This is a genomic window from Salsipaludibacter albus (genome assembly GCF_019798055.1).
In the GTDB taxonomy this organism is placed as follows: domain Bacteria; phylum Actinomycetota; class Nitriliruptoria; order Nitriliruptorales; family Nitriliruptoraceae; genus Salsipaludibacter; species Salsipaludibacter albus.
Map to the genome: position 1 here is coordinate 13346 of NZ_JAHOPH010000028.1, position 21214 is coordinate 34559.

At 72.4% G+C, this 21214-nt stretch carries 18 protein-coding genes and 1 riboswitch; of the genes, 12 read left to right on the top strand and 6 right to left on the bottom strand.

What is annotated here, in order from left to right; genetic code table 11:
• Positions 1-82 precede the first annotated feature (82 nt).
• Positions 83-1147, top strand: coding sequence for a M14 family metallopeptidase (locus KR546_RS14735; RefSeq protein ID WP_238445483.1), 1065 nt, complete (start codon positions 83-85; stop codon positions 1145-1147).
• A 129-nt stretch (positions 1148-1276) separates the two neighbouring features.
• Complete coding sequence (locus tag KR546_RS14740) at positions 1277-1681, top strand: hypothetical protein (protein ID WP_238445484.1); 405 nt, start codon at positions 1277-1279, stop codon at positions 1679-1681.
• Here KR546_RS14740 and KR546_RS14745 read toward each other — a convergent pair.
• Complete coding sequence (locus tag KR546_RS14745; RefSeq protein WP_238445485.1) at positions 1678-2529, bottom strand: PIG-L family deacetylase; 852 nt, start codon at positions 2527-2529, stop codon at positions 1678-1680. The two genes, KR546_RS14740 and KR546_RS14745, sit on opposite strands and share 4 nt — an antisense overlap.
• On the bottom strand, positions 2526-3419 hold the full coding sequence (locus tag KR546_RS14750; RefSeq protein ID WP_238445486.1) for a competence/damage-inducible protein A: 894 nt from the start codon (positions 3417-3419) through the stop codon (positions 2526-2528). The genes KR546_RS14745 and KR546_RS14750 overlap by 4 nt, the downstream gene beginning before the upstream one ends.
• 166 nt (positions 3420-3585) lie before the next feature.
• Between KR546_RS14750 and KR546_RS14755 the strand changes: the two genes are divergently transcribed.
• A complete protein-coding gene (locus KR546_RS14755) occupies positions 3586-4458 on the top strand; it encodes a hypothetical protein (RefSeq protein WP_238445487.1) in 873 nt (290 codons plus the stop codon).
• A 37-nt stretch (positions 4459-4495) separates the two neighbouring features.
• On the opposite strand, the gene ccrA is transcribed toward KR546_RS14755, so the two are convergent.
• Complete coding sequence (ccrA, locus tag KR546_RS14760; protein WP_238445516.1) at positions 4496-5830, bottom strand: crotonyl-CoA carboxylase/reductase; 1335 nt, start codon at positions 5828-5830, stop codon at positions 4496-4498.
• A gap of 203 nt (positions 5831-6033) precedes the next feature.
• On the opposite strand from ccrA, the gene KR546_RS14765 reads away from it, so the two are divergent.
• Positions 6034-6243 (top strand): hypothetical protein, encoded by a 210-nt coding sequence (locus KR546_RS14765; RefSeq protein WP_238445488.1) that lies wholly within the window; start codon positions 6034-6036, stop codon positions 6241-6243.
• Positions 6240-7682, top strand: a complete 1443-nt coding sequence (locus KR546_RS14770; RefSeq protein WP_238445489.1) for an MbnB/TglH/ChrH family RiPP precursor modification enzyme — start codon at positions 6240-6242, stop codon at positions 7680-7682. The genes KR546_RS14765 and KR546_RS14770 overlap by 4 nt, the downstream gene beginning before the upstream one ends.
• A gap of 30 nt (positions 7683-7712) precedes the next feature.
• Here the strand turns inward: KR546_RS14770 and KR546_RS14775 are convergent, their stop codons facing one another.
• A complete protein-coding gene (locus KR546_RS14775; protein ID WP_238445490.1) occupies positions 7713-10730 on the bottom strand; it encodes an AfsR/SARP family transcriptional regulator in 3018 nt (1005 codons plus the stop codon).
• 130 nt (positions 10731-10860) lie between these two features.
• Here KR546_RS14775 and KR546_RS14780 point away from each other — a divergent pair, with 130 nt between their 5' ends.
• Positions 10861-11934, top strand: coding sequence for a class I SAM-dependent methyltransferase (locus KR546_RS14780; protein WP_238445491.1), 1074 nt, complete (start codon positions 10861-10863; stop codon positions 11932-11934).
• A gap of 72 nt (positions 11935-12006) precedes the next feature.
• On the opposite strand, the gene KR546_RS14785 is transcribed toward KR546_RS14780, so the two are convergent.
• Entirely contained in the window at positions 12007-12618 is a 612-nt protein-coding gene (locus KR546_RS14785) for an FxsA family protein (RefSeq protein WP_238445492.1), read from the bottom strand.
• A 139-nt stretch (positions 12619-12757) separates the two neighbouring features.
• Positions 12758-12904: riboswitch (adenosylcobalamin (AdoCbl) riboswitch) on the top strand.
• An 87-nt stretch (positions 12905-12991) separates the two neighbouring features.
• Between KR546_RS14785 and KR546_RS14790 the strand changes: the two genes are divergently transcribed.
• The 6 genes from KR546_RS14790 (at position 12992) to KR546_RS14815 (ending at position 17993) form a co-directional block, all read left to right on the top strand.
• Positions 12992-14014, top strand: coding sequence for an ABC transporter substrate-binding protein (locus KR546_RS14790; protein ID WP_238445493.1), 1023 nt, complete (start codon positions 12992-12994; stop codon positions 14012-14014).
• A gap of 86 nt (positions 14015-14100) precedes the next feature.
• Complete coding sequence (locus KR546_RS14795; protein ID WP_338019161.1) at positions 14101-15135, top strand: FecCD family ABC transporter permease; 1035 nt, start codon at positions 14101-14103, stop codon at positions 15133-15135.
• Positions 15132-16034, top strand: coding sequence for an ABC transporter ATP-binding protein (locus KR546_RS14800; RefSeq protein WP_238445494.1), 903 nt, complete (start codon positions 15132-15134; stop codon positions 16032-16034). The genes KR546_RS14795 and KR546_RS14800 overlap by 4 nt, the downstream gene beginning before the upstream one ends.
• Positions 16031-16615, top strand: coding sequence for a cob(I)yrinic acid a,c-diamide adenosyltransferase (gene cobO / locus KR546_RS14805; protein WP_238445495.1), 585 nt, complete (start codon positions 16031-16033; stop codon positions 16613-16615). Before KR546_RS14800 ends, cobO begins: the two co-directional genes overlap by 4 nt.
• A gap of 122 nt (positions 16616-16737) precedes the next feature.
• Positions 16738-17253, top strand: a complete 516-nt coding sequence (locus tag KR546_RS14810) for a bifunctional adenosylcobinamide kinase/adenosylcobinamide-phosphate guanylyltransferase (RefSeq protein WP_238445496.1) — start codon at positions 16738-16740, stop codon at positions 17251-17253.
• A complete protein-coding gene (locus tag KR546_RS14815; RefSeq protein WP_238445497.1) occupies positions 17250-17993 on the top strand; it encodes a TrmH family RNA methyltransferase in 744 nt (247 codons plus the stop codon). The genes KR546_RS14810 and KR546_RS14815 overlap by 4 nt, the downstream gene beginning before the upstream one ends.
• A gap of 221 nt (positions 17994-18214) precedes the next feature.
• Here KR546_RS14815 and KR546_RS14820 read toward each other — a convergent pair whose 3' ends face one another.
• Positions 18215-21076, bottom strand: coding sequence for a prealbumin-like fold domain-containing protein (locus KR546_RS14820; RefSeq protein ID WP_238445498.1), 2862 nt, complete (start codon positions 21074-21076; stop codon positions 18215-18217).
• Positions 21077-21214: the final 138 nt, after the last annotated feature.

Here is a 21214-nt window from a genome sequence, read left to right on the forward strand (position 1 = left end):
CTCCTCGTCGCAGACTCCCCCGGTTGACTCCGCGCGACGCGCGCAGGGTCCCGCGGGTCCTTCGCCCTAGACTCTCGTCCCCATGGACACCGGACTCAACACCACCGCGCTGGGCACGCCCACCCACCGCTTCCTGCCCGACGGGCTCGACGCGGACCTGCTGTCGCTGTCCCCCCTGCAGTTCGCCCGCGCGCTGGAGGTCCCCACCCTGGTCCGCGTCCCCGGTGCGGGGATGCGCCCACCTCGGGCGTTCGCGTGCCTGCTGCACGGGGACGAGTCGACCGGTCTGGAGGCGGCACTGGCCGTGCTGCGTCGACCCGCGGTGCGGGCGTTCGACCTCTACCTGGTCATCGGCAACGTCCCGGCCGCGGTCGCCGACGGTGGGTTCGCCCACCGCTTCCTGGACGGCCAGGAGGACTTCAACCGGGTCTGGGGACTGGACATCGACTCGCCGCAGCGGGCGGCCGCCGCGGCGATCCACGACCACTTGCTCGAGGCCGACCTCGAGGCGATCGTCGACATCCACAACAACACCGGCAACAACCCGTTCTACGCGATCGTGACGACCGACGACGCCCGCGACGTCAACGTGGCCACGCTGTTCACCACGACGGTCCTGCGCTGGGACCTGGGGGTCAACACCCTCATGGAGTCCATGCCCCCCGACGTCTCGGGCATCGCCGTCGAGTGCGGCCTGCCGGGCCTGCCGGAGTCCCGCGCCTTCGCCGTCGACGGCCTGCGTCGGTTCCTGGGCACGCGTCGCTTCCGCGACGACCGGGTCCGTTTCGACGTCGACATGCTCGGCAACCTCGTCAAGGTCCGGGTCCGGCCCGAGATCGACTTCACCTTCGACGGCACGCTCGACACCCACGACTTCGTGGTGGCCGACGGTGCGGACACGGCCAACTTCGTCGACGTCGACGCGGGCCACGTGCTTGGCCGGGTCCGTCCCGGGGCGGACCTGCCCCTGGTCGCGCGGCACCCCCGGGGCGACGACGTCACCCACGACCACCTGGCGGTGACCGGGGACGGCCGGGTCGTGCTGACCCACCCGACCACGCCGGTGATGATGACCCGGACGGTGCCGGCGGCACGCAAGGACGTGCTGCTGTACCTGTCCGACCACCTGCCCCCACCTCGGGGCTGACCGATCGGCGCCCCGACCGGCCCGTCCGGCGACCGACCTCGTCCTCGTCGCCCGGCCTGGCTGCACCGCGAGGCGTCGTGGGCCCGCGCCGCCCGGCACCGTCGACGCAACTGGACCACCGCCCGCGAGGTGGACCGCCTCACCCACGCCGAACCCCCGGACCCCATCCGGCTCCCACTGGTCGAGCTCGTCCGGTTCTGGGCCTGGCCGCTGGTGGCGGTCGTCGGGGCGACCGGGCTGGGCACGGTCCTGGTGGTGTCGGCCACCGGGCTCGCGCGTGAGCTGGGCGTGTCGATGCTCGCCGGCGTGGTCGCGGCACTGGTCGTCATCCCCACCCAGGTGGTCCTCGCCCGCCGGGCAGCCCAGGTCGAGTTCGAGCGCGACGGCCAGCTGGTGGGCCTGGCCGTCGAGCGGATCCTCGAGGAGGTCGAGGCGATGCTGGAGCGCCGCGACGGTGCGTCGCCCGACGACCACGACGTGCCGCACGAGGACTCGCCGGACCAGGACTCGCCGGACCAGGATCTGTCGGTCTAGTCGGCGAGGTCGATCCCGGCGAACAGGTCGGTGGCGTCCTCGGGTGCAGGCTCACCGTCGAGGATCACGTAGGTCTCCCACGGGAAGCACTCCACCTCGACCTCGCGCGGGATGTTGAACCAGCGCCCGTCCGGGTCGACCTGGGAGGCATGGGCCCGCAGGGCGTCGTCCCGGACGTCGAAGAACTCCCGCACGTCCACGACGATGTCCGGCTCGGTGTCGGCGTCGCGCTCGCCGCGCTCCTCCAGCCACCCGGCGAACGGCGACTCGATGCCGCGTGCGACCAGGGCCTCGTGGATCGCCTGGGTCCGCGCCCGGGGGAAGCCGGTCCCGAAGACGGTGCGGGGCACGGTCCAGCCGGGCTCGTCACCGTCCTCGGCCGCCAGTTCGAGCGCCCGCATCGTCACGGTGTACACGCGGATGTGGTCCGGGTGCGGGTAGCCACCGTCGGGCGGATAGGTCACGACCACGTGGGGCCGTTCCGCCCGCAGCACGTCGGCCAGCGACGCCGCGGTCTCCTCCACCGACAGGTCGGCGAAGCAGCCCGCGGGGACGTCGGCGGGATCCTCGGGCAGCCCCGAGTCGACGAAGCCCAGCTCGTGGACGGCGTCGAAGCCGATGATCTCGACGGCCGCGGCGAGCTCGCGCTCGCGCAGGGCCGGCATGTCGGCGGGGTCCACGGGCGGGTGGGACGGGTTCAGCACGTCCCCGGCCGAGCCGTCGGTGCAGCACACCAGGACCACCCGGTCACCACGTCGGGCATGGGCCGCCGCGGTCGGGGAGCCCTTGGAGGACTCGTCGTCGGGATGGGCATGGACGAACAGCAGGCGTGGCGTGACGTCGCTCACAGGTCCTCCTCCTCGGGATCGTCGTCGGTGCGGGCCGCCATCGCCTGGTCACTCGAGCGGGTCGCCACGTCCTCACGTCCGCCCCACTGGCGGGCGAGTCGACGCCCGCCGTCCGTCGCGAGCAGGTCCTCGAGGTGGGTGGCCACGCGATCGGCGGCCGCGCGGGCACGGTCGCCGGGCCCGGTCAGGCGCACCAGCATGGGACGACCGGGGTACGAGCCCAGCTTGACGTCGGGGAAGTCGCGGCCCACGACCGCGAAGACCGGGTTGAGCAACGACTCCGGCAGCCCGTGCGTGACCTCCACGACCTCGGGCACCGGGTTGCGGCCCGCGACAATCGGCACCAGCCCCTCGTCCACGATGTGGGCGAAGGCGCCCGGCACACCGGGCAGGATCGCGACGGTCACCCCGTCGGCGGCGACCCCGCCGTCGAGGTCCACGACCACCGCAGGCACCCATCCGGAGACGTCCGCCAACAGCCGTGCGCCGACCGGCAGGTCGGCCATGCGCATCATCGGCTCGACGACGTCGGGGCCGATCGGGATGCCGAGGTCGCGCTGGCGGTCCAGCGAGGCCTCGAGTCGCGCGGCCACCACGTCGTTGCGCTCCACCGGCCGGTCCAGCGCGGCCGCGACCGCCGTGAAGGTGATGTCGTCCGGCGTCGACCCGATCCCGCCGGAGGTGACCAGCAGGCGCGGCCGGGAGCGCGCCAGTTCGGCGTGGACGGCCTCGGCGATGGCGTCCGGGTCGTCGCCCACCGTGTGGGTGCGTTGCAGGGCCACGCCATGACGTGCCAGCGCACGGGCCAGCACCCCGGTGTTGGCGTCGGCGACGTGGCCGTCGAGGATCTCGTCCCCGATGACGACCAGCGATGCCTGCACGGTGCCCACGGCGCCTCCGGGTCGGATCGGGTCGGTCGGATCGGGTCGGGTCGCAAGGGGCGGATCGCCCGGCGAAACCCGGCTCGCGAGGGTAGCCAGACGGGCTGGCCGGCCCGGACCGACCGGGTCCTCCACGGCGTGGGGTGCCCACCCCGCGCTGGTAGCGTCGCCCGCCATGTGGATCTCGCGCGAGGCAGCCTTCAGTGACGTCGTCCTGGCCCCGGCCGGGGTGGTCGTCGGTGCCGGCGTCGTCGGCCTGCTGCGCCTGGTGCCCGGATGGCCCGACGGCCTGGTCGGCACCATCGTCACGGTCGTCCTGGCGATCGTGGTGATGATCGGGTGGCCGACGTGGCTGGCCCGCCAGCGTGGCGAGACCAGTGCGACACCGGCGCCGCTGGACGCCGGCGACGTCGGCCGGTCGGCCCTGTTGGGCCTGCCGATCGTCGCCGCGGGCATCCTCAGTTCCCTGGCCGCCGGCCTGCCGCTGGACCGTGCCGCCTTCGGTCGACTGGCCGTGATCCCGGTCAGCCCCGAGGGCATCGCCCAGATGACCCTGCTGGTCGTCGCCGCGCTGGGAAGCTTCCTGCTGGTCGTGCTGGTCGCCCGCCGGGCAGCGCACGCCTTCCGCTCACCCGACATGTCGGTCACGGCCGGCCTGCGGACCTACGGGATGGGCTTCGCCGCCGCCGCCGCGGTGCTGCAACTGCTCTTCTCGCTGGCCTACGACCAACCGTTCAGTCGTGGCCTCGCCGTGGGCGTGGCCTTGGCCGTGACCGTGCTCCTGGCGGACCGGCTGGTCCCGCCCGGGCTGGCCGCCACCCGCGCCGCGATCCTGACCCCGGCGATCGTCGCTGCGGCGCTGTGGATCGTGCAGGGCGGGTTCCTGCTGGGCGGACCGCTGCTCCCCCGTCTGGCGGGGGCGGCCACGGCCGGCACGCTGGCGTTGTGCATGGGCGCCGCCGTGCAGGCCGGCCGGACCTGGGCGACCGCCCTGGTGCCCCTGGCCGCCACGATCTGGCTCCAGACGATCATCCCCGTCTTCGGCTAGCGCGACGTGCACGCCCGCCCGGCGGGGTGCGCCCGAGTCAGGCCAGGGTCTTCCAGTGGTCGATGTCGTCGCGATGGGCGGCGCGCAGGTCGTGGTCGCGCACGCCCAGGCCCTCCTCGGCCGCCCCGACCAGGATGCCGACCTTGCCGGTGTGGAGGTTGTGGTGCACCTGGTGGGCCGCCTCGCCGACCTCGTGAAGCGGGTGGGTGGCCGAAAGGATCGGGTGGATCATTCCGCGGGCGACCAGCCGGTTGGCCTCCCATGCCTCGTTGTAGTTCGCGAAGTGCGAGCCGAGGATGTTCTTGAGGTTCATCCACAGGTACCGGTTGTCGTAGCGGTGCTCGTAGCCGGTCGTGGAGGCGCAGGTGACGATCGTGCCCCCCTTGCGGGCCACGAACACGCTGGCGCCGAACGTCGCCCGGCCCGGGTGCTCGAAGACGATGTCGGGGTCCGCCCCGACGAGTTCGCGGATCCGGCTGCCGAAGCGGCGGTACTCGTCGAAGTCGGGCTCGCCGTCGTCGGTCCAGAAGGCGTAGCCCTCGGCTCTGCGGTCGATGACGTGCTCCACACCCAGGTCGTGCAGCAGCGCCACCTTCTCGGGTGACGACACGACGCACACCGGGATGCCGCCACCGTTGAGGACGAACTGGGTGGCGAACCCACCCAGTCCGCCCGTGGCACCCCACACGAGCACGATGTCGCCCTGCTTCATGCGGGCCTCGTTCTGGCCGACCAGCATCCGGTACGAGGTCGCCATCACCAGGCCGAGTGACCCCGCCTCCTCCCACGTGAGGTGGGTCGGCATGGGCATCAGCTGGTTGGCCTTGACCATCGACACCTCGGCGAGCGCCCCGAAGTTGGTCTCGAACCCCCAGATGCGCTGGGAGCTGTCCAGCATCGAGTCGTCGTGGCCCTCCGGACCCTCCATGTCGACGTAGTTGCAGTGGACGGTGACCCGGTCCCCGGGCCGCCAGCGGGTCACGCCCGGCCCCGTACGCAGGACCACGCCCGCCGCGTCCGAGCCGACGATGTGGTAGGGAAGGTCGTGACGTGCACCGAGATCTCCCTCACGCGCGAAGCGCTCGAGGAAACCGAAGGTGGACACGGGCTCGAAGATCGACGTCCACACCGTGTTGAAGTTGATCGCCGACGCCATCGGCGCGATCAGCACCTCGTTGGGGCCGAGCGGTGGGATCGGGACCTCGTCGACGTGGAGCGACTCGCGCGGGTCCTTGTCACGGGTGTCGAGCCCGTCGAACATCCCGACCTCGGACTTGCGCACCACGGCGGCCCGCATCGTGTCGGGCAGCTCCAGGCCCGCGAGGGTGTCGCCGTCGGCGTCGGCGGCGATGGCGTCGTGGATCTCCTGCATGCTCACGGCGGCGTCCTGGTCGGCGTCCGAAGCGACGCTAGCTGCAGCAAGCACCCCGGGAACTCGATGTCGACGTCAGGTTCGACCGTGCTCGGCCCCCCCGTGGGTATCAGCCCATGCGCGATGGCCCTCCCGTGGTGGAGGGCCGCCAGGTCCTCCGGGCGCCTCGACGGTGCCCGCGAGCATCGACCAGGGGCACGACCATGCCAGAACGCTTCGAACGCGCGACCAGCACGACGATCCACGTGAGCCTGCCGGCCAGGGTGGCCCACGACCTCGACACCTTCACCAAGGTCCAGGCCTCGATCCTGGACCGGCTCGGCTGTGGTGGCTGCACCAGTGGCTACGACATCAGGTGGGGACTCGAGGACCGCTTCCGGGTCACCAAGGACCTGGAAGTGCTGGCCCAGTGACCACGCTGCCTGCGCTCGGCGTGGGCGCGATCTTCGTCCCCGGTCTCGAGCCACTGCTCGCGGCCGGGAACGGGCTGCTCGACTACGTCGAGATCGAGCCACAGACGTTCTGGTTCGGCGACCGGAAGGGTGGCGGCGTCGGCGAGCGGGTCGAGGCCGTCGTCGCGGCCGCCGGGGTGGACCATCGCCCTGCCCTCGTCCACGGGGTGGGGTGCCCGGTCGGTGGAAGTGCCCCACCCCCCGTGGACGACCTGGCCAACCTCGCCGCGTTCGCGGACCGGGTCGACGCACCCTGGGTCAGCGAGCACCTCAGCTTCACCGCGGTCGACGACGCCGACGGGACCGACTGGACGGGGCTGCTGCTGCCACCGCCCCAGACCGCCGCGGGAGCCGAGCACGTCGCCGGGACGATCCGGGACGTCCGGGCCCGACTCGATCGCCCCTTCGCCTTCGAGACCGGCGTGAACTACCTGCCAGAGACCCCGGGCGACCTGGCCGACGGCGTGTTCTGGCGGCGCGTCGCCGAGGCTGCGGACTGTGGCATCCTCCTCGACCTCCACAACGTCTGGTGCAACGCCCGCAACGGTCGCCAGCCACTCGACGACCTGTTCGACGACCTGCCCCTGGACCGGGTCTGGGAACTGCACCTCGCGGCCGGCGAGCAGCGTGACGGGGTGTGGCTGGACGCCCACGACGGGCTGGTCGACCCCGAACTGCTCGCCATCGCGGCGGACCTGGTGCCCCGCCTGCCCGGCCTGCGGGCGATCACGTTCGAGATCATGCCCGAGTACTTCCACGTCGGCGGGTTCACCACCAGGGAGGTGCGGGGCCAGCTGGGTCGTCTCCACGACCTGTGGGACCTGCGTCGTCCCGGAGTCGGCCGCGGGGCCCGAGGCGGGGAGCAGGAACGACGGACCCGTCGGATCGGGGCCGACCCGCCCGCCGGCGTCCACGAGCGCGAGCGCGAACGGGTCCTCGCGGCCCGGGTCACCGACCGACCCGATGCACCGGCCGGCGACGACGGCGACGACGACGAGCGTGACCGCATCGCCGTCATGCAGGACCTGGTACGGGCGGTGCGGCGCGGGCTGGCCGTCAGTGCGTTGCCCCTGACCCTGCGACTGCTCCGCCTCGAGCTGGGCCGCGACGAGGTGGAGCGGCTGTTCCGGCTCCACTGGGCCGCCCGTCCGCCCCAGCAGTACGCGGACCGCGAAGGGGCCGAGTTCGCACGGACCGTGCAGGCCGAGGTGGGCGACCGGGTGGCGCACCTGGGCTCGGTGGTCGCGTGGGAGCTCGCCGTGATCGACCAGGCCCGCCACGGCGGGAGCCGGACGGTCGACCTCACCTGCGAGCCGCTGGCCCTGCTGGAACCGCTGGGTCGGGGCGACCACCCCGGCGCCCTCCCCGTCGCACCCCACCGGGTGACCGTGACGCCCTGACCGCCGAGTGGGGACGCCGCCCTGTCGGCGTCAGGTCGACGGGCGACGGCGGGTCGCGACGACGCGCAACCTGGTGGCCAGCGCGGTGAGGTCGGGCTCGACCCCGTCAACGCCCGACCCCGCCCGCGTCGCCCACCGAGCGACGCCGGCGGCGAGCCGATCGCCACCGAACACGAGCAGGCTGGGGTCGTGGCGGCTGGCGAGGGTCGCGGCGTCCGAGGCCCCGGCGTCGTCCTCCGCCGCTGCGAGCACCTCCACGCACACTGCCAGCAGGTGCCACTGGAGTGCCACGGGCACCTTCTCGGGCGGGGTCTGCAGCAGCAGCTCGGCTGCCTCGGCCGGGTCGTCGGCCCGCATCGCAGCCTCCGCCAGGCCGATCCGGACCCGCTGGACGGACTCGCGGTCGCCCACCCGACGGGCCTCCCGGATCGCCACCTGCCCGACCTCCCGCGCCCGGTCGAGCTCCCCACGGGCGACGTGGATCGTCAGCAGGGTCTCGAGTGCGACCCACCGGTCACGGGCGAACGGCAACCGGTCGAACGTCGCGAGGCTCGCCCTCGCCTCGGCCAGCGCGGTGTCGGTGTCGCCACGCATCAGGGCCAGGTGGGCGAGGTTGTTGCGCACGCTGGCTTCCTCCCAACGGGGGCCGTGGCGCGCCAGCACGGCCAGTGCGTCTCGGTTGGCCTGTTCGCTGGACGAGGGGTCACCCGCCGTCGCGGCGACGACCGCGCCCCGGACCCGCATCTCGGCGGCCAGGACGTCGCGGCCCAGCGCGTCGTAGGCACGGGCGGCGCGGTCGGCCGCCGACGCCGCCTCGTCGAGGGCGCCGTCGTCCAGGGCGACGATCCAGCGCGCCACGTCCAGTTCAGGAGGATCGGCCGGCAGGTCGACCGACTCGGCCGCCCGCAGGGCGCCGCGCGCACCCAATGGGTCGCCCAGGGTCGCGCGCACGAGGGCGAGGTGGGACAGCACCCGGACTCGGTCCACGGAGTCCGGCCCGCCGGCGGCGACCTGGAGCCAACGGGCGGCCGTGCGGGTCGCCGCCACCCCCCACCACCAGCGCCACAGGTCGAGCACCAGCGTGCGCAGTGCCCGGTGGTCCTCCAGGTCGCGAAACGTCCGCAGGGAACGCTCGACGTCGGCCTCCAGCTCTGCCAGGCGTCGGGTCGCCGACGCCTGGGACGAGGTCTCCAGCGCCGCGGAGGCGACCGCCACCTCGGCGGCGTGGTGGTCAGCATGGCGACGCCGGACCGGGTCGCCCCGGCCAGACGACGCCAACTCGTCGGCAGCCCAGCGGCGCACGGTCTCGAGGAGTCCGAATGCCCCGACACCGTCAGGCGTCGGGACGCGACGCAGGAGGGCGTGGTCGACCAGCACGATCAGTCGGTCCAGCTGCGCGGGGGGGCTGATGGCCGTGATCGCCTCGAGCCGCGCGGGGGCGGCGAAGACGCCCAGTGCCAGCAGGAGGTCGCGGGTCGGCCGGTCCAGACGGGCCACGCTCCATGCAACGGTCGCCCGGAGGGTCTGCTGGCGCTCGGGCAGGTCGTGGAGCACCCCCAGCGCGTCCATGCGCGCGGTGAGGTCGGTCTCCAGCCGCGACGGGGTCGTGCCTCGCAGCCGGGCCGCGGCCAGCTCGAGCGCCAGCGGCAGCCCGTCCAGGCGAGTCGCGATCCGCCCCAGCGCAGCATCGTCGTCGAGGTCCGTGGCCCCCATCTCCCGGGCTCGACCACGCAGGAAGTCGACCGCGGACACCTCACCCTCGCTGGTGGTCGACCCCAGGGGCTCGACGGCCTGGACCCGCTCGGTCCGCAGGTTCAGGACCGCCCTGCTGGTCACCAGCACCTGGACGCCGTCCCCCGCGGCCAGCAGCCGGGTGAAGACCGGCGTCGCCGCCAGGAGGTGCTCCACGTTGTCGACGACGACCAGGACGCGGCGGTCGGAGAGCCCCGCCGCCAGCACCTCCATCGGCGAACCACGCTCCGGCAGGTCGGCTGCGCGCACCATCGCCGCCGGGAGGTCGGCAGGATCGTCGATCCGGGCGCCGTCCACCACGATGGCGGGCTCGGGGAACAGGGCGGCGACACGATCCACCACCTCCAGGGCCAGCCGGGTCTTGCCGACCCCACCGGGCCCCCACAGCGTCAGGAGCCGGACGCGGTCCTCCACCAGGGCCTCGACGGCCGCGGTCACGGCGGCACGACGTCCCAGGAACGGCGTGGGCACCGGGTGCAGGAGGGACGACCAGGCATCGGCCGCCGCGTGCTCCCCTCGCGCCGGAGTGGCAGCCGGGGGGTCCGATGACGGCGACCGGTCGGCCACCGGGAGGTCGTGGCGCACGACCCCGGTGACCAGGGCACGGAAGGCCGGACTGGGGTCGAGCCCGTCGGCGGCGAGCGCCTCGACCGTCCGGCGGTGCGCCGCGAGGGCGTCGACCGACCGCCCGTCGGCGTACAGGGCATGCACGAGCGAGGTCGCCACGGACTCGTCCTGCGGGTGCCCGTCGGCCAGGCCGGCCAGGACCCGGGCACCACGCGCGGGTCGTCCGGCCGCGACCAGGGCGTCGCCGAGGCGCTGGCGCCCGTCCCGGGCGAGGCGCTCGTAGTGCTCGCGCAGGACCTCGGCCGGCGTGCCCTCCAGCTCGGCCAGCGCGGACGGTGTCCACCACTGCAGCGCGTGCTCGAGCAGCTCGGCGGCCTCACTCGGGGGCCGGCGCGTGGCCAGGTCGAGTGCGTGTTCGAACCGGCTCGCATCGACCTGACGGGGGTCGACCTCGAGCTGGTAGCCGTTGGCGATCCTGCTGATGGTCGCCAGGTCGGCCAACTGGCGTCGCAGCGTGGAGACCCGCACCTGGAGCGACTTGCGTGCCGAGTCACCGAGGTCGGGCCACAGGTCGTCGAGCAGCCGTGTGTCGGTCACGGGGTGTCCGACGTCGACCAGCAGGCGGGTCAGCAGGGCCCGCTCGCGGGCACCCGTGATCGCCACGACCCCACCGTCGGCGGCACGCACCTGCAGGGGTCGCAGGATCTGGAACTGCGGGGGCGCTTCCACCGGATCCACGCTACTCGGACGGCGGTCGTAGGCGAACGGTAGGCGCTCCGTGGGTGGGCCCCCACACCATGCGAGTCCACGCGGGGCCCGATGCCCCGACCCACGACTGCCCATCATCGGAGCCATCCACATGACCGACGTCCTCACCCCAACCTCCACCAGCGACCACGTCGCCGAGCGCGTGCTCGCCAGCGCACTGGGCGCCATCGACACCCTGTCCATCGCCCTCGGGGACCGCCTGGGCTGGTACGACGCCCTGGCCGAGCGAGGCGCGTGCACGCCCAGCGAGCTCGCCGGTGCCACGGGGACCAGCGTCCGCTACGCACGGGAGTGGCTCGAACAGCAGGCCACCACCGGGCTCCTCGAGGTCGAGGAGGGCGATCCCCGGCGCTTCCGGATGTCTCCCGCCGTGGCCGAGGTCATGACCGACCGGACCAGCCTGGCGCACGTCGCCCCGCTGGCCCGCATGCTGGCCGCGGCCGGCGCCAGGTTCCACGACCTGGTCGATGCCTACCGCGCCGACACGGGCGTGTCCTGGGAGGACTTCGGGGTCGACATGCGCGAGTCGCAGTCCGACATGAACCGGCCGTGGTTCGAACACGAACTGGCGGGCGCACTGGCCGGCACCCCGATCGCCCCGCTGCTCGCACGCCCCGACGCCTCCATCGCGGACGTGGGTTGCGGCGGCGGCTGGTCGTCGATCGCCCTGGCCGTCGCCCACCCGGATGCGACCGTGGTCGGCTACGACGTGGACGCGCCCTCGATCGAGCTGGCGCGACGCAACGCCGCCGATGCGGGGGTCGCCGACCGGGTCCGCTTCGAGGTGGCCGACGTCGGCCGCGAGCACCTGCCCGGGGGCCACGACGTCGTGTTCGCCTTCGAGTGCGTCCACGACATGCCCCGACCCGTCGAGGTGCTGGCCGCGATGCGTCGCATGACGGCGCCCGACGGCGCGGTGGTCGTGATGGACGAGGCCGTGGCCGACGAGCTGCAGGCTCCCGGCGACGAGGTCGAGCGGCTGATGTACGGGTTCTCGTTGCTGGTGTGCCTGCCCGACGGCAAGTCCGGCGAGGACAGCGCAGCCACCGGCACGGTCATCCGGCGGTCGATCCTGCGCGAGTACGCCCGCGCAGCGGGCTTCGACGACCTGCAGGAACTCGCCACCGGCGAGTTCGGCTTCTTCCGCTTCTACCACCTGGCCTGAGACCCGACGCGCGCGGCAAGGGTGGCGCGGGTCCGGCTCGCGCACCTGTGTCGTCGGCCCGGGCCGACCGGTTCAGGCGTCCGGCGCGTCACGTTCGACGCTGATGACCTCCACGTCGGGGGCGTCCTCGTCCCGGTCGCGGCGACGGTCACGGGCCGCGCCAGCAGAGCGCGTGGCCCCTGGGTCGCTGGCGGGGCGGCGGCGCGTCGTCCCGGACGAGCCGACCGACGACCGTCCGCGCGGCTGCCCGTCCGACTGGCTGTCCGACGGGCCGGTGCGGACCGTGAAGATCGAGCCCGACGCCATTCGGCGGCTCGCCCAGGTCGTGGTCCAGCGACGCAGCAGCCGCGACATGGCAGCGCGGGTGGGAGGCAGGACCGACAGGAGCCCGAGGGCGTCGGTGACGAAGCCCGGGGTCAGCAGCAACGCGCCGCCGAAGATGATCAACCCACCCTGTGTGACCTGGTCCGCCGGCCACTGGCCGGACGTGAACGCGGTGCGCAGCGAGTCCCAGGCCCGGCGGCCCTCGCGCTTGACCAGCCATGCTCCCACCAGCGAGTCAACCACCAGCAGGGCGATGGTCGGCCACAGGCCGATCAGGTCGCTGACCTGCCCGATGACGAACAACTCGACCAACGGGACGGCGATGAATGCCAGGAACAGCAGGATCGGCACGACGGTCACCTTCTCTCCCGTTCGACTGTAGGTCCTGGTGGCCGTCGACCACGGTCCCTTCGATCCCCGCCGCGCAGGACTCCTGCGCCGTGGCGACGCAGGACGGCCCCGGCCACCCCGGCAGGGGCAGTGCTACCGTGACGTTCCCGGCACACGCCGGGACCACGAGGGCCAGCGAAGTCCGGTGCGAATCCGGCGCTGTCCCGCAACTGTGAATCCACCCCTGCGGTGGTGAGCCAGGTCGCCTGACCTCGTGGTGCGAAACGACAACCCGCGAGGAACGGGGGGCGTTCGTGTCGGACCAGTCCGCAGGTGCCGTGCATCGGTGGCCCGGGGTCCCTCCACGTCTGCTTCACGACCTCGCAGACCGAGGAACCATCCCGTGACCACCACCCACACCCCTCGCCGCCCCGTCGGGCGCCTCCGCCTCGCCGCGGTCGGCGTCGCGCTGGCGGCCCTGCTGACCGGGTGCGCATCCGACGCCGCGGACGACGGCGCCACCGCGACCCCCACGGCTCCTGCTGCCTCGGCGACCACGGCCGCCACCACCGGCGAGACCACGGCTGCCACCGATGCGCCGGCCGACGGCCCCGTGTCGATCACCGACTCGGTCGGCACCGAGGTTTCCCTGGACGCCCCCGCCGACGCGATCGTGTCGCTGTCCCCGACCGCCACCGAGTCACTGTTCGCCATCGGTGCCGGTGACCAGGTCGTCGCCGTCGACGAGTTCTCCTACTACCCGGAGGAGGCGCCGGTCACCGACCTCAGCGGCTACGAGCCCAACGCCGAGGCCGTGGCGGACTACGAGCCGGACCTGGTCGTCCTGTCCGCCCCCGGCGACATCGTCGGCGAGCTCGACGCGCTGGGCATCCCCACCGTCGTCGAGACCGCGGCGACCAACTTCGACGACGTCTACACGCAGATCGAGAACCTCGGCGCCCTGACCGGCCACCACGACGCGGCGGTCGACCTGACCGAGCAGATGGAGGCCGACCTGGACGAGCTCGCCTCGTCGGCCCCCGTCCCCGCCGAGCCGCTGCACTACTACCACGAGATCAGCAGCGACTTCTACACCGCCTCGTCCGCCAGCTTCGTGGGCCAGGTCTACGGCCTGTTCGGCCTGGTCAACATCGCCGACGACGCGGCCGAGCAGGCCGACACCGACTACCCACAGCTGTCACCCGAGGTCATCATCGAGGCCGACCCCGAGCTGATCTACCTCGCGACCGGGGGTGCCGGCGAGTCCACCGAGTCCGTCGCCGACCGACCCGGATGGGCGGACCTGACCGCGGTGACCGAGGGCAACGTGGTCGTGCTTCCGGCCGACATCCCGAGTCGGTGGGGCCCACGCGTCGTCGACTTCGCCCAGGTCGTGGCCGACTCGCTGGAGCCCTTCGCCCAGTGAGCGTCCACCAGGTCCCCAACGAGGCGTCGGGGCCGACGCCTGCGTCCACCTCGAGGTCGGCCGGGCGTGGTCGCCCACGGCCGGTCGTGACGCCCAGCCGGCTGCCGACGGCCGGGCTGGTGGTGGGCGGGGTCCTGCTGGTGCTCATGGCGCTGGCCGGCGTGCTGCTCGGTGCGGCGGACCTGTCGCCCACCGCCGTGCTGGTGGAGCTGGCGGACCGGATCCCGGGCGTGCAGGTGGACTCGGGTCTGGACGAGGTCGCCCGCAACATCCTGTGGGAACTGCGCCTGCCACGTGTCGTGCTCGGTGCGCTGGTCGGTGCCTGCCTCGCGACGTCCGGGGCCGCGTACCAGGGCGTGTTCCGCAACCCGTTGGCCGACCCGTGGCTGCTGGGGGCCGCCGCGGGGGCGGGACTGGCCGCGACGGCGGTCGTCGCCAGTGGCGGGTCTGGCGCGCTGGCCGGCATCGGCGTGCCCGCGGCGGCGTTCGTCGGCGCCCTGGGAGGAGTGGCCATGGCGTGGTTCGTGGGCCGCAGCACCGGCGGCCGTGGGACGGCCGCGTTGATCCTGGGCGGCGTGGCCGTGTCGGCCTTCCTCACCGCCGGCCAGACGTGGTTGCTGCAGCGCAACGCCGAGACGATCCGCGAGGTCTACGGGTGGATCCTGGGGCGGCTGAGCACCAGTGGGTGGAGCGACGTCGGCATGCTGGCCATCCCCACCGTGCTGTCCCTGTCGGTGATCCTGTTCCACCGTCGGATCCTCGACGTCCTGTCGGTGGGCGAGGCCGAGGCCGCCACCCTGGGCGTGGACGCGGTGCGGTCGCGGGTCGTCGTGGTGGTCGCCGCATCGCTGGCCACGGCCGGCGCGGTGGCCGCGAGTGGCCTGATCGGCTTCGTCGGCATCGTGGTCCCGCACACGGTGCGGTTGATGTTCGGCGGGTCCTACCGCGCGGTCCTGCCGCTGTCGATGCTGTTCGGCGCCGCGTTCATGGTTGGCACCGACCTGGTCGCCCGAACCGTCGTGGCACCCGCAGAACTGCCGATCGGGGTCATCACCGCGTTCGTCGGTGCGCCGTTCTTCGCCTTCGTCCTGCGTCGTGGCCGGGGATCGGTGGGCGCATGAGCCACGGACTCGCGTCGCACCGGACCTCCTCGTCGGTGGGCCCCACGACCACCACGACGTCGACCGCGCCCGCGGTGGTGTTCGAGCGCGTGACGGTCGACTACGGCGACGGACCGGTGCTCGTCGACTTCGACCTGGAGGTGGCGGCCGGCGAGTGGGTCGGCCTGCTCGGCCCCAACGGTGCCGGCAAGTCCACCGCACTGGGAGTCGTGAGCGGCCTGGTGACCCACGAGGGGTCCACCCGCATCGGTGACGCCGACCCCGGCAGGTGGCGACCACGCCAGTGGGCGTCCGCCGTCGCCCTGGTGCCGCAGCGACCGATCATCCCACCGGGACTGACGGTGACCGACTACGTCCTGCTCGGGCGCACCGCCCACATCCCGACCTTCGGGATCGAGACGACCACGGACCTGGACGCCGTGGCCGCGGCGATGGAGCGACTCGACCTCCACGACTTCACGGATCGACCCGTCCTCGCACTCTCCGGGGGCGAACTGCAGCGGGTGGTGCTCGCCCGCGCGCTGGTCCAGGAAGCCTCGATCCTGCTCCTGGACGAGCCGACGTCGGCGCTGGACATCGGCCACGGCCAGCACGTGCTCGAGTTGATCGACGCACTGCGCATCGAGCGTGGCCTGACGGTGTTGTCGGCGATGCACGACCTCACCCTGGCGAGCCAGTTCGCCGACCGGGTGGTCCTGCTGGACCAGGGCCGCACGGTCGCCACCGGTGCACCCCGAGACGTCCTGACCCAGCAGCGACTCGCACGGCACTACGACGCCGACGTGCAGATCCTCGACGACGGCGAGGGCGGGATCATCGTGGTCCCGGTGCGCCGCGACCGACCGACGCGCGCCGGGTCCTCCACCCGACCGACCACCACCGACCGGAGCACGAGATGACCGACCGCGACCCGACCGCACCCCCCGTCGACAAGGACACGACCGACCGGCCCCGCCGCAAGCACGTCGAGTCGATCGTGCTGGTCAACACCGGCGACGGCAAGGGCAAGTCCACCGCGGCCTTCGGCACGGCCGTGCGCGCCCTGGCACGTGACTGGCCGGTCGGGGTCATCCAGTTCATCAAGTCGGGCAACTGGCGGGTCGGCGAGGAGGAGATGCTGACCCGGCTGGGCGCCGACTGGTGGTCGCTGGGCGACGGCTTCAGTTGGGAGAGCCAGGACCTCGACGAGTCCGAGGCGCGTGCACGGGCCGCCTGGGAGGAGGCCAGGGAACGCCTGGCCTCGGGCGACTACCGCCTGCTGCTGCTGGACGAGATCACCTACCCCATGAACTGGGGATGGATCGACACCGACGAGGTGGTGGCGGCCATCGCCGACCGGCCAGAGACCACGACCGTGATCGCCACCGGGCGCGACGCCCCGCAGGCGCTGATCGACGTGGCCGACACGGTCACCCGGATGGACAACGTCAAGCACGCCTTCGAGCAGGGGATCATGGCCCGCCGCGGCATCGACTACTAGACGCCTGCCCTCGCTGCGCTCGGGCAGGTTTGAGAACTCGCTGCGCTCGTTCTCACGCTTGGGGTTCGATCGCAGACGACAACCCCGACGGGGCGCATGCACGACGACGAGGAGAGCACCGGATGCTGACGCTGATCACTGGGGGGGCGCGCAGTGGGAAGTCGTCGGCTGCACTGCGGCTGGCGGAGCAGGACGCGGGGGCCGGGGTCGTGTTCGTCGCCACGGCGACGCCCGACGACGTCGACATGGCGGCACGGATCGCTGCGCACCAGGCCGAGCGGCCGTGGGACTGGGCGACCGTCGAGGAGCCCGTCGACCTGGCCGCCGCCCTCCGCCGTGCCGGGCCCGACGCCACGGTGGTGGTCGACTGCCTCACGCTGTGGACCATGAACATGTTCGACCGGCCCGACGACGAGGTCCTCACCACCGCCACACGCCACGCCGACCTGGCCGCGGGCAGGCCGGGCGCCACGATCGTGGTCACCAACGAGGTCGGTGACGGGATCGTCCCGGCCGATGCCGACACCCGGCGCTATCGCGACCTCCTCGGCCGGGTCAATGCGACCTGGTCGCGGGCTGCCGACCGCGCGTGGCTGGTGGTCGCGGGACGACGCCTCGAACTGGGCCCGATCCCGTGACGGCCGGGTGGCAGGCCGAGGTCGAGGCCGCCCGACGTGGTGACGACCTGGTCGTGCTCGAGGGCGTGCACGCGCTCAAGCACGCGATCCGGTTCGGCGCGACGATCCGCCGGATCGGCTCCCCCGACCCTGCGGCGCTGGACGCCCTGCTCGGCACCCTGGCGCCAGACGTTCACCTTCCAGTCGACGTCGAGGGTGTCACCGCGGCGACGTGGGAGTCGATGACCGGCGGTGGCCTCCCGTCGCCCGCCCTGGCGCTCGCCGATCGGCCCCAGGACGTCCTCGACGACGTCCTGGCCGCCGGGACGGGGATCGTCGTCCTGCTCGAGCACCCGACCCACCTCGGCAACGTCGGCGCGGTCGTTCGCGTGGCCGCAGCGGCCGACGCCGCGGGCGTGCTCGTCGTGGGATCGAGCGACCCCTGGCACGCCCGCGCCGTGCGGGGAGGGGCCGGGCTGCAGTTCGCCCTGCCCGTCGGGCGTCGCGACGAACTACCCGTGTCGGACCGGCCCGTCGTGGCCCTGGACCCGGCGGGAGCACCCATCGCCACCACTCCCCTGCCCCAGCGCGCGATCCTGGTCTTCGGCACCGAGCGGCACGGCCTGTCCGACGACCTGCTCGCCCGCGCCGACCACCGCGTCGCGCTGCCCATGCGCCCGGGCGTGTCCAGCCTCAACCTCGCCACGTCCGTCGCCGCCGTGCTCTACGGCGCGATGGTTGGCGCCCCCCCTGCGCGCTGACGTCGACGGAAACGGCGGGTGGCGACTGATGCCGCCACCCGCCGCCGGTCGGGGTCTTGGCCCGATGGGGCTGCGGAAGGATCCTCGCGACGACAGGCGTCGTCACGGGCCCTGGCCGCTCGAGCCGAGGATTCACCCCCGGGAACGGGAGCCATCCGCCCGACCGCACGGTCCGGTCGGGTCGACCGCGCATGGCGCCGCCGACCCGACCGGTCCTCAGGTCACGGGGTGACCCCCCCGTGGACGACTCCCCCCACGGACCCGACGTCGACACCGAGGTCGATCTCCTCGTGGCCGAGCTCGTCGAAGCCGGCAAGGGCGCAGAGCGCGTCCTGCAGGCCTTCGAGGTCGGTGCCGACGAGGTCGTCGGCAACCGCCGAGACGATCGTCTCGCCGTCGAGGGTGACGTCGCTGGCGACCAGGTCGTCGGTGCCCATGTGGCAGGTCAGCACGATCGCCTTGTGCAGGCGCTCGTTGACGAACTCCGCCTCGTAGGACGCGTCGAGGTCACCCGCGGCCAGGTTCACCGCGATTGGGTCGGCCCCGACGTGGCCGGCTGGTGGGGCGTCCTCGACCACGAAGTAGGTGCCCGGGACCAGGTTGGTGAAGCTGCACTCCCCACTCGCGTCGGTCGTGCAGTCCTCGCCGGTGTCCGTGTCCACCGCGTCGTCGAACACCCCGATGGTCGGGGTGTCGAGCCACAGGCTGAACGTGACGCCCTCCAGCGGGTTGCCGGCGTCGTCGACCTTCTTGACGTCGATCTGGCTCCGCTTGGTGTTGGTGAAGGTGCAGGTCACATTCTCACCGGCCTCGACGTTGAACGTCGCGGTTGCCGTCTCGACGTCACCGGACGAGTTGCCGTCGTCACAGACCAGGCTGGTCAGGTCCCAGCCCGCCAGCGCCCCCTCGGTCGAGGTGTACTGGCCCGGGTCGACGGACTGGCTGGCCGTCTCGCCGTCGGACAGGATGCCCCCGACGTCACCGGTGAAGGTGAAGTCGGCGTCGTCGTTGTCCGGGATGGTCTCCTTGGCGATCGTGATCGAGCCGTCCTGTCGGTTGGTGAACGTGCAGTTCACGGTCTCGCCGGCCTGGAGGTTCACCGAGGCGGTCTCGGTCTCGAGGTCCACGCTGGACGCGCCCTCGGCATCGCCCGTGTCGCTGCAGGTCAGGGACGCCAGGTCCCAGCCCGTCGGCACCAGCTCGGTGACGTCGTACGTGCCCGGGTCGAGGTCACCCGAGTCGTCGGACGCACCGTCGGCCAGCGAGAAGCCGTCCCCGTCGTAGTCGGCGTCGAACGTGAAGCTCTGGACCGCACCGTCCGGCAGCGTCTGCTTGGTGATGACGATGTTGGCGTCCTTCTGGTTGGTGAAGGTGCACTCGACGTCCTCGCCAGGTGACACGTCGAAGGACGCCGTCCGCGTCCCGGTGTTCCCACCGGAGTCGTCGTCGGAGCAGGTGATGTCGGTCAGGTCCCAGCCCGGGGCGTCGGACTCCGAGACCGAGTGCGAGCCCGGTGCAACGCCCGTCGACAACGACCCGCCGTCCCCGATCGTGCCCACGAGGTCGCCGGTGAAGTCGAACGTCGCCGGGTCCCCGTCGGGATCGGTCTGCTTGGTCACCTTGATGGACCCGTCCTTGGTGTTGGTGAACGTGCACACCACGTCCTCGCCGGCCGCCACGACGAACGTCGCGGTGTTGCCGGTGCCGGAGGAGTTGCCGTCGCTGCAGCCGATGCCGGTGAGCGCCCATCCGTCCGGAACGGTCTCGCTCGCGCTGTACGTGCCGGGAAGCACCGAGACGGGTGTCGAGGTCTGGCCGTCTCCCAGCGTCGCAGTGATGTCGCCGGTGAAGTCGAACGTGGCCGAGTCACCGTCCGGGAGCGTCTGCTTCATGACCGCGATCGTCCCCTGGGCCGTGTTCGTGAAGGTGCAGGTGACGTTCTGCCCGATCGCCAGGTCAAACATGACCGTGTCCGAGGTGCTGTCGGGCACGATGGTCCCGTCGGCATCAGCACACGTCGAGTTGGTCAGGGTCCATCCGGCCGGGAGGTCCGACTCGGTGATGGTGTAGTCCTCGCCGGCGATCACGTTGGTGATGGTCGTCGAGGCCGTTCCACCCGACGTGGTCAGGTCGAAGTCGGCAGGGTCCGGGTCCAGCGGCGGCTCGCCGTCACCCGGAGGCGGCACGGCCAGCGTGGAGGTGAACCCGAAGGTGTCGTCGCCACCCACGGTGTTCTTGACGACCGTGACCTGGCCACAGTTGCTGAGGTTGATCGGCTGTGGTGCGATGTAGTCCTTGAGCGCAGCCGTGAACGAGTCCGACGAGCGGCTCTTGAGGTAGGCCGACCCGAAGCTCTGGCACTCGCCCGAGTCGAAGATGACGCTCGCGTCGATCGAGGCCTCGCCGAACGTGAAGGCGTCGAGCTGGCCGAGGCCGTCGGCGTTGCCCGCCGTGATCTGGGTCGTGTTGACCGAGCCTTCCGCGCTGCCGGACGCCGTCAGGTTCACGCGCGCGCTCCAACACGGGTAGGAATTGGACGCCTCGCACGCCGCTGGCGTGTCCTCGGTGCCGTCCTGCCACCGGTAGAGGAACAGTTCTGGCACGGTCCCGCCCTTGGCGAGCTTGTACTCCACCAGCAGGTCACCGGACATGCGGGCCGGCGTGATGCCGTTGGGTCCCGCGACGTTGGACTGGTTGAACTCGAAGTCCATGTTCGTGGTGCCCTTCGGGTTCTGCACCCGACTCCAGAACAGGTGCAGGATCGTGTCGGAACCCTGCCCCTCCTGGTAGAGCCCGAACGTCTTGAGGTCGGACTTGTTCGGTGGGATGGATCCGAAGTCGGGGACCGGAGGCTCCGTGTCCTCGCTCGTGCCCTGGGTGAACGAATCGTCGTTGGCGCCGGCCGGGACGTCGTCGCGGCGGATCTCCTCCACCGAGGCCCAGTCGATGTGGCCGGCGCTGTCCACCACCAGGTTGGCATCCGCGTCGATCTCGAAGTCCGAGCCCGGCACCGACAGGTGGTCGGCGCTGGCGGCGAACGGGACGAACAGGACGGCGATCAGTGCAAGGACGGCGGCGAACACGGTCGTTCGGCGCCTCGGTACGAGTCTTGGTGTCTTCATGTTGGATCCCCCATCGGTGCCGGCCGCAGGCGCGACCGGTTGTGTGCACAGGGGGATGCAGGCAGCCGTGACGGCTGCTCGATTCCTGCCGCTCCCCCC